Origin of the sequence: Orientia tsutsugamushi (assembly GCF_900327275.1) — a bacterium.
GTDB classification, from domain to species: Bacteria; Pseudomonadota; Alphaproteobacteria; order Rickettsiales; family Rickettsiaceae; genus Orientia; species Orientia tsutsugamushi.
On sequence record NZ_LS398548.1, the window covers coordinates 1,920,503 to 1,934,175 of the forward strand.

10 protein-coding genes and 5 pseudogenes are annotated in these 13,673 nt (G+C 30.3%); 7 read left to right on the forward strand and 8 right to left on the reverse strand.

Annotated features, from left to right (window positions below; genetic code table 11):
• Nucleotides 1-66: 66 nt before the first annotated feature.
• From DK405_RS14540 to DK405_RS10000, 3 genes are read right to left on the reverse strand one after another with little or no spacing between them, the layout of a single operon-like run.
• Nucleotides 67-312: a tyrosine-type recombinase/integrase gene (locus tag DK405_RS14540; protein ID WP_231967053.1), complete on the reverse strand. Its 246-nt coding sequence runs from the start codon at nt 310-312 to the stop codon at nt 67-69.
• The gene (locus tag DK405_RS14545) at nt 309-491 is read right to left on the reverse strand and encodes a hypothetical protein (protein ID WP_231967663.1); all 183 of its coding nucleotides are present in this window, start codon (nt 489-491) and stop codon (nt 309-311) included. The genes DK405_RS14540 and DK405_RS14545 overlap by 4 nt, the downstream gene beginning before the upstream one ends.
• Nucleotides 457-1,293 carry a tyrosine-type recombinase/integrase gene (locus DK405_RS10000; protein ID WP_231967788.1) on the reverse strand — a complete coding sequence of 279 codons (837 nt, stop codon included), beginning with the start codon at nt 1,291-1,293 and terminating at the stop codon, nt 457-459. Before DK405_RS10000 ends, DK405_RS14545 begins: the two co-directional genes overlap by 35 nt.
• A 457-nt stretch (nt 1,294-1,750) precedes the next feature.
• On the opposite strand from DK405_RS10000, the gene DK405_RS10010 reads away from it, so the two are divergent.
• The 5 genes from DK405_RS10010 to DK405_RS10030 all read left to right on the forward strand — a co-directional run bounded on the left by DK405_RS10010 (nt 1,751) and on the right by DK405_RS10030 (nt 6,007).
• Nucleotides 1,751-2,497: a DnaA N-terminal domain-containing protein gene (locus tag DK405_RS10010; protein ID WP_231967790.1), complete on the forward strand. Its 747-nt coding sequence runs from the start codon at nt 1,751-1,753 to the stop codon at nt 2,495-2,497.
• An 8-nt stretch (nt 2,498-2,505) separates the two neighbouring features.
• Nucleotides 2,506-3,942: a replicative DNA helicase gene (locus DK405_RS10015; RefSeq protein ID WP_109510707.1), complete on the forward strand. Its 1,437-nt coding sequence runs from the start codon at nt 2,506-2,508 to the stop codon at nt 3,940-3,942.
• A gap of 235 nt (nt 3,943-4,177) precedes the next feature.
• The gene (locus DK405_RS10020) at nt 4,178-4,753 is read left to right on the forward strand and encodes an HD domain-containing protein (protein WP_109510533.1); all 576 of its coding nucleotides are present in this window, start codon (nt 4,178-4,180) and stop codon (nt 4,751-4,753) included.
• 11 nt (nt 4,754-4,764) lie between these two features.
• Nucleotides 4,765-5,409: an ankyrin repeat domain-containing protein gene (locus tag DK405_RS10025; RefSeq protein ID WP_109510708.1), complete on the forward strand. Its 645-nt coding sequence runs from the start codon at nt 4,765-4,767 to the stop codon at nt 5,407-5,409.
• A gap of 46 nt (nt 5,410-5,455) precedes the next feature.
• Nucleotides 5,456-6,007, forward strand: a complete 552-nt coding sequence (locus DK405_RS10030; protein WP_109510754.1) for a hypothetical protein — start codon at nt 5,456-5,458, stop codon at nt 6,005-6,007.
• 3 nt (nt 6,008-6,010) lie between these two features.
• On the opposite strand, the pseudogene DK405_RS10035 reads toward DK405_RS10030, so the two are convergent.
• A pseudogene (locus tag DK405_RS10035) lies at nt 6,011-6,825 on the reverse strand (DNA adenine methylase).
• Between the two features lie 629 nt (nt 6,826-7,454).
• On the opposite strand from DK405_RS10035, the gene DK405_RS10040 reads away from it, so the two are divergent.
• Complete coding sequence (locus DK405_RS10040; protein WP_045912773.1) at nt 7,455-7,997, forward strand: hypothetical protein; 543 nt, start codon at nt 7,455-7,457, stop codon at nt 7,995-7,997.
• A gap of 111 nt (nt 7,998-8,108) precedes the next feature.
• Here DK405_RS10040 and DK405_RS10045 read toward each other — a convergent pair.
• Both DK405_RS10045 and DK405_RS10055 read right to left on the reverse strand, forming a co-directional pair.
• A pseudogene (locus DK405_RS10045) lies at nt 8,109-8,303 on the reverse strand (DNA adenine methylase); the annotation flags it as partial.
• 826 nt (nt 8,304-9,129) lie between these two features.
• Nucleotides 9,130-9,327: pseudogene (locus tag DK405_RS10055) on the reverse strand (IS5/IS1182 family transposase); the annotation flags it as partial.
• Nucleotides 9,328-9,754: 427 nt separating this feature from the next.
• Between DK405_RS10055 and DK405_RS10060 the strand changes: the two are divergent.
• The gene (locus DK405_RS10060; RefSeq protein WP_064613001.1) at nt 9,755-13,192 is read left to right on the forward strand and encodes a hybrid sensor histidine kinase/response regulator; all 3,438 of its coding nucleotides are present in this window, start codon (nt 9,755-9,757) and stop codon (nt 13,190-13,192) included.
• A gap of 46 nt (nt 13,193-13,238) precedes the next feature.
• On the opposite strand, the pseudogene DK405_RS15900 reads toward DK405_RS10060, so the two are convergent.
• Together DK405_RS15900 and DK405_RS10070 are read right to left on the reverse strand one after the other, a co-directional pair.
• Nucleotides 13,239-13,404: pseudogene (locus DK405_RS15900) on the reverse strand (IS982 family transposase); the annotation flags it as partial.
• 19 nt (nt 13,405-13,423) lie between these two features.
• A pseudogene (locus tag DK405_RS10070) lies at nt 13,424-13,516 on the reverse strand (IS5/IS1182 family transposase); the annotation flags it as partial.
• Nucleotides 13,517-13,673 lie beyond the last annotated feature (157 nt).

The following is a 13,673-nucleotide window of genomic DNA, read 5'->3' on the forward strand; positions in this document are numbered from 1 at the left end:
AATTAGTTTACATACATGCATGTGCGACATGAAGTCGCACTATTCTTACCACGACGTTTATTTTAGTTAGATAGTATTATAAATATTATAACTTCTAGCACATTCACTAATTATTTGTGTAGCCTTAGACATATACTCTCGTACTAACTCCATACAAGGTATATTATAATGCATTGTTGAGTTTGGATTAATATGATTCAATGCTATACCAATTGTCCTCTGACTTGCGCCTGCATCCCCCATACAACTTGCTAACGTCCTTCTTAGATCGTGTATTCTGAAATTTTTTATGCCAGCCTTTTTACAAATTATCTTCCATGCTTCATATGGCTTTCTAAGTGTCCACTTTTGCTACTATCGCTTTGTAGCACCAATTTACTTTTAGATGTTAATTTCCTTGCTTGCAATATTTCCATTGCCTCATCTGTTAATGATATATTTTGCGCCTTTCCGTTCTTAGTTTTTTGGTATATGCCATATTTTTCTTTCAAAATCTATATTGTCACATTCCATCTCTAACGCATTACTTTTTCTAGCTGCAGTATATAACGCTAGTAATGCAAAATCTCTTATCAACGGAGTTGTTTCTCTGCATAATACTTCTAAAAATCTCCCCATTTCATCGTAACTTAGACGTCTCTCTCTTGCTTGCAGTTTATGCTGCTCTATTCCTATAGTAGGATTGTTTTCTATTAATCCCCATTTTTTTGCCTTATTAAACATAGTGCGTAATGTTACTAGAAATAGATTTGCTGTAGCATATTTTTCCTCTTTGCTGATATCATTGAATATTTGTTGAATATCACTCATTCGAATCTGGCTTATCTTTTTTCCATATAATGATTGTGCATAAGTATGTACTCTGTCAGTATACTCTTCCCAGTTTATAGTATATATTTTGGCATACTCTTCAATATACCTATAACACAGCTCTTTGAATGTAATATCGTTAGCTTTTCTTTCTCTTTCTTTTATACGATTCTCATTTTCTTCTATCTGTTGTTGACGTTTTACTGCTCTTGGATCTATTCCGTTCGCCATTAATGTCTTTAATTCTCTTGCTTTTTTTCTAGCTTCTTTAATAGATAAATCTGGAAATACCCCTATCGTCATTTTTATCCCTTCTTTTCTAAATTTTTTTTCAAAAGACCATGTTTTTCTTCCTGACCGTGATATTCTTAGTTGAAGTCCTGGTTCAATTTTATCCTTGATGGTTGATGTTCTTTCAGTCGGAATTTTTATTTTTCTTATTAACTTATCTGTTAACTTTAATGTTAATATTATTGATTCCATAATTACTCCACATATTGAATTGTTATATTAATTTATATTACAATTACCTAAACAAGGTATCTATATTATTCTCTTTATTTGAATAAAATTTTTATACTAATTTATTTATAACATACCTGACTTCCAAACCGCTTTATCAATCTTAGGTTGGTATATATTTTTCATCCATCATCTTAACCTTTAGATTGAAAATTGGCCCCCAATTTCCTGAATTTTTTTTCTACCTATTTTCTACCTTTCGCCTTAATTTTTTTGTTATATTGACAAATATTCCAAATATATTTATAGTTAAAGTTGAAGATTAATTATAAATATTAATAAAAGTTAACATAAGTTAATAGTAGGTTATATAAAGTGTAGAAGTTAATAAAAATTAACACTTTTTCTTCTTTATATTTGATATATCTTTGCAGCTTTATTATTAGGCAATGTTTTTAACATATACTTTATCAACAAATTGCTATTAAAGCTAGCAGATCGATATTCAAATTATCATTTTGACTGTAAGGCATCAGTTCTAAACTATATAGCACAAGCGTTAGCAAATGAATTACGAACTACTGATCAGGCAAATAGTGGCAACCGTAGATTTGATAACGTAGAAAAATCTAATAAGGAAAAATATCTTACTCAAATTGAAACAAGAGCAAATCTTAGTAAGGAAAGTCAGTTGAAGCATAAAATTGCTGGTTCTTTTGAAGCAGCTATGGCTTATCAAATTTTGACTTCTTGTAGTTTTGGGCCAGCGGTTCGAACTAGGTTTTTTGTTAAGTTGCTTAAAAATATCACACTAACAGAATGTGATGAATCAAAGATATTACAAGCTGTACAAGATGTATATGGATACGAAATTCAAGAATTGCAAGTTACACCATTTGAGCAACCTACAACTGTTTCACAGAAACAAATCAATGAAGAAGAGTATCTCTTGAATCTCAGTAAACAACTGGGCTCTAACTCGACTTGGTACAAAGTACGAGAATCTTTAGTTACATGTTATGGTCAAGCTATCGATAAAGAATGGTTTAGTTCATTAAAAGTTGTAAATGAAGATAGTGTTAACAAAAAAATATTCATCAAAGCAAAAACAGAATTTGAAAATAGTTACATCAGAGAGAACTATCTGAAAGATCTTGAGTCCTCTTTTAAAGCTCAAGGATTTTCTTTTGAGTTAGTTAAGTTTAGTAATTTTAATAAAATTTAAAGGGTGATATGGAAAAAGATCTTGCAAAGATTGCTCCAAGTAATATTCAGGCAGAGCAAATGATACTTGGGGCAATTCTGATTAACAATCGTGCGCTATATAACATTAACGAATTTTTACTGCCAGAACATTTTTATGAACCATTACATGGCAAAATATACAAGTCAATTAATCTCATTATTAGTAAAGGAATTAGCGCTACTGTAATTTCGCTCAAAAATATGCTAGGCAATGAACTCACATTTGATGAAATAGGTGGAGTAGATTATCTAGCTAAACTTACAACGTTAGCATTAAGTATAGTTAATGTTAATGAGTACGGCAAAATAGTATATGATCTTGCGCTGAGGTGTTATTTAATTGAAATTGGAGAAAAAATAGTAACAAATGCGTATTCTTCTACTTTAGCAGATTTAGCTATAAGTCAGATCGAAACTGCTGAATCTCAATTATATGATCTAGGTTCAAGGGGAACTTTAAGTAAAGGATTTACAAAATTACAAACTTCAATTGAAGAATCATGGACATCAATTTCATCTGCTATTAAAAATAAAAACTCTATTAACGGTATTAGTAGTGGACTACTTGACCTTGATTCAAAGCTTGGAGGATTTAAAAATTCTGACCTAATAATATTAGCTGGCAGGCCATCAATGGGTAAAACTGCTTTAGGAGTTAACTTAGCAATAAATGCTTGTAAATATTTTCTTACTAAAAAAAATACTAAAGATAATGTAGTGCCATCAGTTGGATTCTTTTCTTTAGAAATGTCATCTCAGCAAATCTCTACTCGAATTCTTTCTATAGAATCAGAAATTAATAGCTCTGCATTATTTAACGGTAAAATAGGTGAACAAGATGTTGATAAGTTAAAGACTGTACAAGACGAAATACAAAAGTGGAATTTTTTTATAGATGATGCTCCAGCAATCTCGATATCTGCAATTAGATCTCGAGCTCGTAGACTTAAACGTACTCATAATTTAGCAATATTATTTATTGATTATTTACAGCTAATAAAAATTGATTCCAGAGGAAGTCAGTATAATCGAGTACAGGAGATTTCTGAAATTACTCAGAGCTTAAAAGCTCTTGCTAAAGAGCTCAATATTTCAATCATTGCGTTATCTCAATTGTCTAGAGCTGTAGAACAAAGGTCAGATAAAAAGCCTATTCTTTCAGATCTAAGAGAATCAGGCTCAATTGAACAGGACGCCGATATTGTAATGCTTATATATCGTGACGAATATTACTTGTCTAGATCAGAACCAGATCGAGGTACTCCAGAATACACAGAATGGAAAGCTAGACAAAATAAATGTTATAACACTGCTGAAATAATTGTTGCTAAACACCGTAATGAGCCAGTTGGTACAGTGAAGTTGCACTATAATATTAGGTATTCTAAATTTGGCAATATTGTTAAAAACTCTCAGCAATGTTAATAAACGCTAGATTATGCATAAGATGAAAAAATGCTTGTCCAAAAAAAAATTACAGCAAAATTTTACTCATTAACACCAGAGATATGCAACTCAAGATTGGTTTTTGGCATCGTGATAACTGAATTCAAAAAAATTATAATTTAATTTGCTTCTTTTCCAGTTTTTATCTGGGATTGGAGTATACAAAAAGTTTAAATTATGGTATAATTTATTAATAACTATTTAGAGGTGGAAAATGATAGATTTTTATAGTGAGAGCTTAATAAATAAGCTGTTCAGAACCAACATAAGATTTAACACCAACATTGATCTTGATAAAGTTGAAAGAGCAATAAAATATGCTAAAAAATATCATGGCCAGCAAAAGAGAGATACTGGAGAACTATACTACACACATCCATTAGAAGTAGCCTACATGGTATCAGACTACAGCTTTGAAACAGATACAATTATTACTGCAATACTACATGATACACTTGAAGACACAAAACTAACTAAAGAAAGAATAAGGTACGAATTTGGTGCTAATATTGCAGAACAGGTTTCAGACCTTACCAGAGTTAGGGATAATAAGAAAATCAGTGCTATGGAAATGATACAAATATTACGCAGCCAAAATAAAACAGAACTATTACTGATCAAGCTTTTTGATAGATTCCATAATATTACAACTATATTCATCAAACATCCTCACAAAAGGCAAGAAATAATATTTGAAACTCAGCAAGAATTTATAGCTCTTGCTGAATACCTTAAACTACCAGAGATTGGAGAACGCTTAAGTGAATATTGTAAACTTCATGCTAGCTAAGGATTAAATATATGATATTAAAATCTAAGACTAAGTATACCTTACATAGCGCTATTCAAGATGGTGATATTAAAAAAGTGAAGCAGCTTATTAATAAGGATAGTACACTTGTCAATTCAAAATATAAAGATGGCACTACTGCTTTATCTGTGGCTTTAAAATATAAGAATCTACCTATTGCCGAGATTTTACTAAGCAATGGAGCTAACGTAAACGCACAAGATAATGATGGGCACACTGCTTTACATCTTGTTGTTGACACAATTCAAGTATATTATGAATTTTTCGAAAAATATCCTATCTATTGCAATGATCATATAGCATTACTGCTAAAATATAATGCTGATGTAAATATCGAAAATAATCAAGGTAATACACCTTTATCTGATGCTGTTGAATGCAGATGTATAGAACCTTTAGCAATTATGCTAAAACATAATTCTACTGGTATTAATAAAAAATATGATGAAGGAGAAACACTACTACATATCGCTGTTCGTAATGAAATCATAGATGTTATACAGCTTTTGATTGATTATGGTGCTGATATTGATGCAAAAGATGATAACGGCATGACTCCTATAGATTACGCTGCTAAAAGCGGTAATGCAGATGTATTCAACTTTCTAACGGAACAATGGGTCCCATGGTATTAGGTTTCAACAGATAGCTAATATGTTAATATTAAAAAGAGAAGTTAATATGAATGTTTTGAAATTACTTTTACAACGGTGTTATGCTGTTATATTAGCATTCGTTGTATTATCTTCACCATCGATATGTACAGCGAATAATAATGTAAACTTCAATGCCTCTAAAGGTGGTATTGATACTTCACAACAATTCTATATAAAATTTTCAACTGGTATTGCTACTAGCTACGATACATTAGAAGCTGGAATTGGTTATAGATTAGATCGGCACAGAATGGATGTAAGATTAGGATTTATGTGTCATCACAACTGTAGAGATAACTTTATTCAAGGAAATTATTATTACAATATAATTGAAGGTAACAAAGCATCAATTTTTGTTACAGGTGGCCTAGTATCAGCTTTCAATAGTGATAGCGGTACTGGTATAGACTTGGGAGTTGGTACAACAATAAACTTATCAAGAGATACATATTTAGACGGAGTTGGAACAGCAATAAACTTATCAAGAGATACATATTTAGACATTGAATGCAGCACAATTGCTAACTATAGACCACTTCCTATTCATATACGATTTGGATTGCGGGTTCACATTTAATAACTAGCAAGTTTTATAGTTAGTAATGATTAGCTCATTAACAGGATTGCGTTGTTCATTGATTGAGTATGTAACTCCAATATGAGTGATGAAGAAGTCTTTATATAAGTCTCTAATGAAGGTAGTGTTATTATTTGAAAGCATAATTTTAACACCTTTATTGTGTGTAGTTCATAAACAAAATCTCGTAGTCTAATTTGCTCTTTTTCATCAAATGGAACTCTAGTGTAGAACCTTTCTCCTGATTGGTGGTAAGGTGGATCAAGATAAACGAAGTCACCTTTTTTAGGCTCTATAAACGAAAAATCCATCGCATAAATTGATACATCAGCCAGAAGGTTACTACATTTATTTATTCTAGAGCAAATATGAAGCTTAAGATATCGCTTATCAGAAAATGTTTGAGCAGATGTACCATCTCTGTTTAGCCTATAAATTCCCCTAAAGGAATATTTATTAAGATATATAAATTTTGCCGTGATATCATTAGGATCATTGCTATAATAATTGTCTCTTATTTTATAGTAGTAATTTTCAGAATGATTTTTGTGATATAGATTTAGTAATCTATTGACCTCATTTGGATTCTTCTTTACAGCGTGATAACTAGTAATTAAGTCGAGATTAATATCAGACAAAAAACATTGTTTAAACAGATGCCTAACTTGAAAAAATAAAGCCCCACCTCCAAGGAATGGTTCATAGTAATTATAGTGTGGCCCTGAAGGAAGATGCTCTATTAATCTATTAACAATTCTCCTTTTGCCTCCAACTCAATGGAGAAAAGGCTTTGGTTCATTAGAAATTGCTATTGACACAAGAATTTTTGATTAATTAAATCTCTACTATGAATTATAGCAGAAAATAAGCCTTAAAGACAGTAATAATAACTGTTACAGAGCTTTCTTTATAAATCTTTTTTGAATGATATTTTTGTAGCTAGAGATACAATGTGATAATTTCGCATCTATTTTAAAAAAGATGAAAAATTTTTCATAATTATAACAAAAAGTCATGTACTCATAAAAATTGAAATGTTACTGTATACCTGATTTTATCTGAGATTTAAGGTATAAATGATATCTAACTAAATGTTATTCCGTTTCAAAGTCATATATCTCTTTTAGAAACTAATCTCTCGCTATTTTTCTTACTACTTTCAACAGAAATAATTAGTTTAGAATAATAAACAAGAATTCAATAGACATCTTTCGAAACTGGTTAATGTAGTTCAAAATTATAAATGCAGAGATCAAATTAAAGCTAAGACAGAATCTTTTACGTCTATTTTGATACTTGTAAGCAATAATTTTGAACTACATTAACCAGTTTCGAAAGATGTCTAATGTACGGAAGATGTTAGACAAAATATTAGTTAAGAATAATTCTTGAAAATATAGATAGCATAAAGTACCATAATATGACATATCTTAAATAAGAGGTGATTATGTATAGAAGATATTTTGAACAGTTATCAGACCTTGGAAAGAAAGCAATCGATTTTTTATTCAAGACAGAAAAAACAAATAAGTCTTTAATTCTTGTTGGAGAAACTGATGTCCAAAATTTTAATATTACTCAGGTGGCTCATTTTTATGAAAATCAAGGTAATGGACAAGTTAATAGTCATAACCTTAGTAGTATACATTCAGTAGAATATGTAAATTATGATCATCCAAAGTCATACAATACATTGTATTTAGTAGACGATCTTCGTGATCATAAGGAGCAGCTTACATCTGAGATGGCTGCACATCAGAATAAATCTATTGGCATGAGTAAAAAGATAGAGTCGGAACGTGCTAAAGTTTTAATTATTGTATCTAATGATTTAGATAAGAATGCTAATGATTTAGATGAGAATGCTAAAAATGAATTACAAGAGTTTGCTGAAGATCAAAAACTAAACAATTATTATGAACAAACTCACATTTTAAATCTTGATCAATTTGAAGAATTTTTATCAGGTGACTTAGGCGTTGGAAGATAATCAATTATAGCACTACATGGAAGTCATGTTTTGACTTCCTACTCTTTTTTTTAAACCTCAGCAAAGCAAAATTATAACAGCGTACAGAGCAATAAAGTATTAGCAATCTTAGTTAAAATCAGACAAAAAACATTTTTTAAACAGATGCTTAACTTGAAAAAATAAAGCACCTCCACCAAGGAATGGTTCATAGTAATTATAGTATGGCCCTGAAGGAAGATGCTCTATTAATTTATTAACAATTCTCCTTTTACCTCCAACCCAATGGAGAAAAGGCTTTGGTTCATTAGAAATTGCTATTGACACAAGAATTTTTGATTAATTAAATCTCTACTATGAATTATAGCAGAAAACAAGCCTTAAAGCCAGTAATAATAACTGCTACAGAGCTTTTTTTATAAATCTTTTTTGAATGATATTTTTGTAGCTAGAGATACAATGTGATAATTTCGCATCTATTTTAAAAAAGATGAAAAAATTTTTCATAATTATGACAAAAAGTCATGTACTGATAAAAATCTAAATGATACTGTATGCCTGATATTATCTGAGATTCAAGATTTAGATAATATTTAGCTAGAGGTTATTTCATTAAAACTTCAGAATCTGTTAGTAAAGGTACAAATGAATCTCTAGCTACACTTTAATTACTACTTCAAATAGCAAAAGTAATGCTATGATTATTAGTTATAAGAATAACAACAAACAAAAAATATCTAAAAATACGATATCTCCATAGCTACGTTTTACATTTTGCTAATGGCCTAATTATTTTAGGCTATCTCAATTTATAACTCAAGATTAATAATAAATATATAATTGTTAAATATTATGCGGTGTTTTAAAGAGTAAAGTATGCATATACAAGTCTTAAGCGCAGCAAAGCACTTGTTCTATCGAATGTTTAATCTACGCAAACAAAATAAAGCAACACAAATTTTTTCAGTTTCACAGGAAAAATGGTTTGCTTTTTTTAATGACTTGCACAGTCATACAGAACAAAAAAATTTAATACAACTTCTAATAACTCATCTTATAAAATACTTCTTTCGAAACTAGAGAATGATATAGAATGGTGTTATAAAAATCTGATTTTAAAGTAATAATGAAATTCGATCAGATAAAAGGGTTAACGGTATTCTCTAAAGTATTCTAAGACCATCAGCAACTGTTCCTCCAAATTGAGCTTATTTTTACGCACACCTTTTGATTACTTAAGACCATCAGCTTTCCTTAAAATATCCACCATCTTTGAAAATGTTTCCTTCCTTACTCCTGTTAATCGACGAAATTTTTCATCACCTAACTCTTTAATATGATCTAATTTCATTATTACTTCAAATCAGATTTTTATAACACCATTCTACATCATTGTCTAGTTTAGAAAGAAATCTAATGTGTAACTGCCTTTCAGAATAAAGCTGCTATACTTGCTAATTAAGTTAAATGAAATATTTTTACGCTTTCTGCAGTCTTTGAATTAGTTGCTTTATTATGTTGCGGACCAGTAAAGCTATCTATACTACTTGTTTATACTAAGATATGGAAGCCTTTCTACTAAAAGTATGATATTGACAATGCAAATACATTATATCACTAATTAAATTAATAAATTAATAAATTATAATAATTAATTAAAGAAGATTTATATAAGATAAGAAAATCATAAAACAACAGTGTCAAGTTGATTATATCTCATAATGTTAGTTATGTTAGTTATGTTAGTTGCAAATGCAATATAGGAAAGGAGGTTTTAAATGCCAGCATTAAATATAGACCTAATTTTAGTAGGATTATTCTTGATATCTAATCTAGCTATAGGGTTATGGTATGGAAAGGAAGTAAAGTCTGTTAGAGATTATGCACTTGGAGGAAGAAATTTTAGTACATCAGCACTTACAGCAACGCTTATAGCTACCTGGATTGGTGGCGGAACTTTTAGTTTTAGGCTATATGAAATATATTCAATTGGAATACTTGCATTATTTTCTATTATAGGGCAAACATTGTATCTACTTCTTTGTGCTTATGTCTTAATTCCAAGAATGCAGGAATTTTTTGGAAAATTATCGTCTGCAGAAGCAATGGGTGATCTTTATGGCAAACATATTAGAATCATTACAGCTATTTGTTCTATAATTAGAGCAGCTACAATCATTGCTATGCAAATTAAAGTTTTTTCTACAATATTTAATCATTTTTTAGGAATAGACAGTGTATATGCTACTCTAATTAGTAGTATGATAGTTATTATATATTCAGCCTTTGGAGGAATTAGGGCTGTAGTATTTACTGATGTTTTTCAATCTTTAGCTTTTGGAGCATTTATTCCAACTTTAGCAATACTTATCTGGGGTATGTTGGGTAGTTGGGAATCTATAGTAAATACTTTAACTATAAATCCTATATTTGATCCTAAAATATTGCTAGACTATCATAATATCAATACACTAAAATATTATGGTGTATTTTTTTATTGCATAATGCCTTGCTTTGATCCAGCTATGTTTCATAGAGTTTTACTTGCTCGTAGTACAGTGCAAGCAGCAAAAGCTTTTAAAATTATGACCTTTATGTATTTATTGTTTTGTGTTTTTTCTGGATTTATAGGATTAACGTTACTGTCATCACACCAGCATATAGAGGCTAGCAATTTAGTACCATATATAATAGATAGCTATGCATATCCTGGATTTAAGGGATTAGTAGTAATTGGGATATCTGCAATGCTTATGTCTACAGCTGATTCATATATTAATTCTGCTTCTATTATCTTTGTTAATGATTTATGTAAGCCTTTAGGTTTATTTCAAAATAATGAAAAATTAGAGTTTAAAGCAGTTAGAATATTCGCTGTATTTATTGGAGTAGTAGGATTATATATGGCACTATTACAAAAAAATTTATTAGACGTATTATTATTTGGAGCAAGTTTTTCGACTGCAATAGTAGGAATACCATTAATGTTTACAATTTTAGGATTTAGAACTACTACTAGAGTAATATTATCAGGTATGATTGCTGGTATTGCGACTGTATTTATTTGGAATAAATACTTTAATGCAGCATTACCAATAGGTGATTTAATGCCAGCAACTATAGCAAATTTTGTTGTAATGATGATAATGCACTACTGTCTTGGGGAGCCAGGAGGATGGGTTGGACCTAGTGATCGCAGGCCGCTAAATGTTCTTAAAGAAAAACGCAAGCAACAGATTAATTCTATTTCAAGCTTCTTTAAGTCTTTATCTCATAGTTTTAGCTGGGATAATATTTGTGCTTACTGCAATAATGAAACATTTCGTGGGAGGCACTATTATATTGAGTACTCCGTTATTACAGCTGTATCGTTAATGGTTATGTCATTATGTGGACAAGTAGAGCATAATGTAGCTTCAGCTTGGTTAGTTACAAAAGTGTCAGTTATACTTTTAGGATTAGTGATGACTACAGCTTTGCTATATAACAATAAATGGAATGCAGATTTTCGAACTAAATATTTAGGGCTGATTTGGCATGTTACGATATTTTATACTTTAGTATTTAGCAATACTTTATTAACTATGATTGGTGGTTCATCTCCAATATTACTAATGTGTTTTATATCTAACTTAGTTGTAGCAGGAATATTATTACAATGGCATACAGCTTTGTTTATGATATTGTTAGGTGTACCAGTTGGGGCAAGAGTATTTAACATATTAGCTAGTTGGCGAGGTTACTTAGCTGATTATAATGAAGTTGATAATAATTTAGGAATGTATGTCATATGGGCATTAGCATTATTGGGCGCTATACTATTGTTCATTAGATTAAGACAAAATCAATTTGTAGATAACACTAGATCTATGCTAGAGCTAAAAAATGATGTTGATGTTCTTAATCTGCGTTTAAATACTAAAAGCCAAAAAATGGAAATACTTCTTAATACTGAAAAACATATACTTAATAATTTAAGTCATGAAATAAAGTCACCATTATCAGTCGTTCGCACTACTATTAATTTACTAAGCAAATTTTTACCAAAGTACTATAAAGATACTGAGATGATTCTCAAAGAAAAAGAAAGAGTATTAACTATGGTGACATTAGCAAATTCTGGTATCGAGAGATTAGTAGCGTACAGCAATAATTTATTTGATTTGTCAAAATTTGCACAAGGGCAGATGATATTTGACATAGAGCTCAATAACTTTCAATTAATGCTAAAAGAAATAATTGCTGAGTGCAACAAAGTAAATGTAGCTGAAAAACATATAATTAGTTTAAACTATGTTCCTCAAGCTGAGACAATGTTTGAATTTGATCATACTAGAATTAAAACTGTGGTGCTGAATCTTATTTCAAATGCGATTCAATATTCTCAGTCTGGCTTGATTCTAATTACAGTAAAGCCATATAGATCTGGAGTAGAAGTGTCAGTTGAAGATGAAGGAGTTGGAATACCAGAAAATGAGCTAGAAGCAATCTTTGTACCATTTGAGGAAAGTAGCAGAACTAAGTCTAAGGCTTGTGGACGTGGGTTAGGGTTAACACTTGCTAGAGAAATTATATTAGCACATCATGGTGAAATTTGGGCAGAAAATCGACCTAATAATAGAGGAAGCAAATTTACTTTTAGATTACCATTACGACAGCCAGAAGGCGGCTTCAATAAAGCTGTTTATAGTAAAAGTGAGGTTTTTGGTAAAATATATAAAGACAGAATAGCTAAATTATTAAAAGGATTTGGTTATGAATGCAACTCCATTAATTCTCTCAAGGAGCTTGAGAATCATATTAGAGTTAATAAAAGCATTTTAATAGTTGATGATGATCAAAATGTTTTGGATGCAATATCTTTAGATATATATGCTGAACAATATACTCCAGAACCAGTTAATAATGCTTTTGAAGCTGTTAAGTTGATTAAGGAAAATCCATTACAGTACTCTTTGGTATTACTTGATATGGTGATGCCTGAAAAAACCGGAGAGCAAGTTGTGCAGGAAATTTATACAGTAACAAAAATGTATGGCATTCCTATTATTATTATTTCAGGTTATAGCCAAACCTATGAAACTAAAAACCTGCTTTATTCCATGGGAGTAGTAGCCTTCATTGAAAAACCTTATACCTATAATCAGCTTCGTAATGTCATCAACAACTACCTCAAGCAAACAATTATTCCACTTCCTTATTCTTATCTCCCTTAGGTTATATCCATCTTTTATGTTAACTATTAGAGTTCACAGTTATAAATTATAGCACTAATGCAAAGTCTAAGTTCTGATAACACAAGTAACATAAGTTGGATATAATTAATAGAACAGAAAAGAAATTAAGAGGAGAGCGATGTTGAGTATGCTCTAAAAGCATATGTTTTTTTAGTACATTAAAAGACAGACTCAATTAATGAACGTTTATTAGATCTCTTTCGAAACTGGTTAAGGTAGTTCAAAATTATAAATGCCAGAGATCAAATTAAATCTAAGAGAGAATCTTTTACGTCTATTTCGATATTTGTCAGCAATAATTTTGATCTACCTTAACCAGTTTCGAAAGAAGTCTAATATAATTTATCTTGAACAAAAACTACTATACCGCACACTTAAGTATTATCATTGTATTAATTCGAAACAAAGAAACGTAATTATCAAACAACTACTATTGGCTCAAGGGCAGCTTGAAATAAAA

What these genes read in the sequence shown, in the direction of transcription:
- DK405_RS10015 (WP_109510707.1), top strand. Translation starts at nt 2,506, where the DNA reads ATGGAAAAAGATCTTGCAAAGATTGCTCCAAGTAATATTCAGGCAGAG.
- DK405_RS10030 (WP_109510754.1), top strand. Translation starts at nt 5,456, where the DNA reads ATGAATGTTTTGAAATTACTTTTACAACGGTGTTATGCTGTTATATTA.
- DK405_RS10025 (WP_109510708.1), top strand. Translation starts at nt 4,765, where the DNA reads ATGATATTAAAATCTAAGACTAAGTATACCTTACATAGCGCTATTCAA.
- DK405_RS10040 (WP_045912773.1), top strand. Translation starts at nt 7,455, where the DNA reads ATGTATAGAAGATATTTTGAACAGTTATCAGACCTTGGAAAGAAAGCA.
- DK405_RS10000 (WP_231967788.1), bottom strand. Translation starts at nt 1,293, where the DNA reads ATGGAATCAATAATATTAACATTAAAGTTAACAGATAAGTTAATAAGA.
- DK405_RS10060 (WP_064613001.1), top strand. Translation starts at nt 9,755, where the DNA reads ATGCCAGCATTAAATATAGACCTAATTTTAGTAGGATTATTCTTGATA.
- DK405_RS10020 (WP_109510533.1), top strand. Translation starts at nt 4,178, where the DNA reads ATGATAGATTTTTATAGTGAGAGCTTAATAAATAAGCTGTTCAGAACC.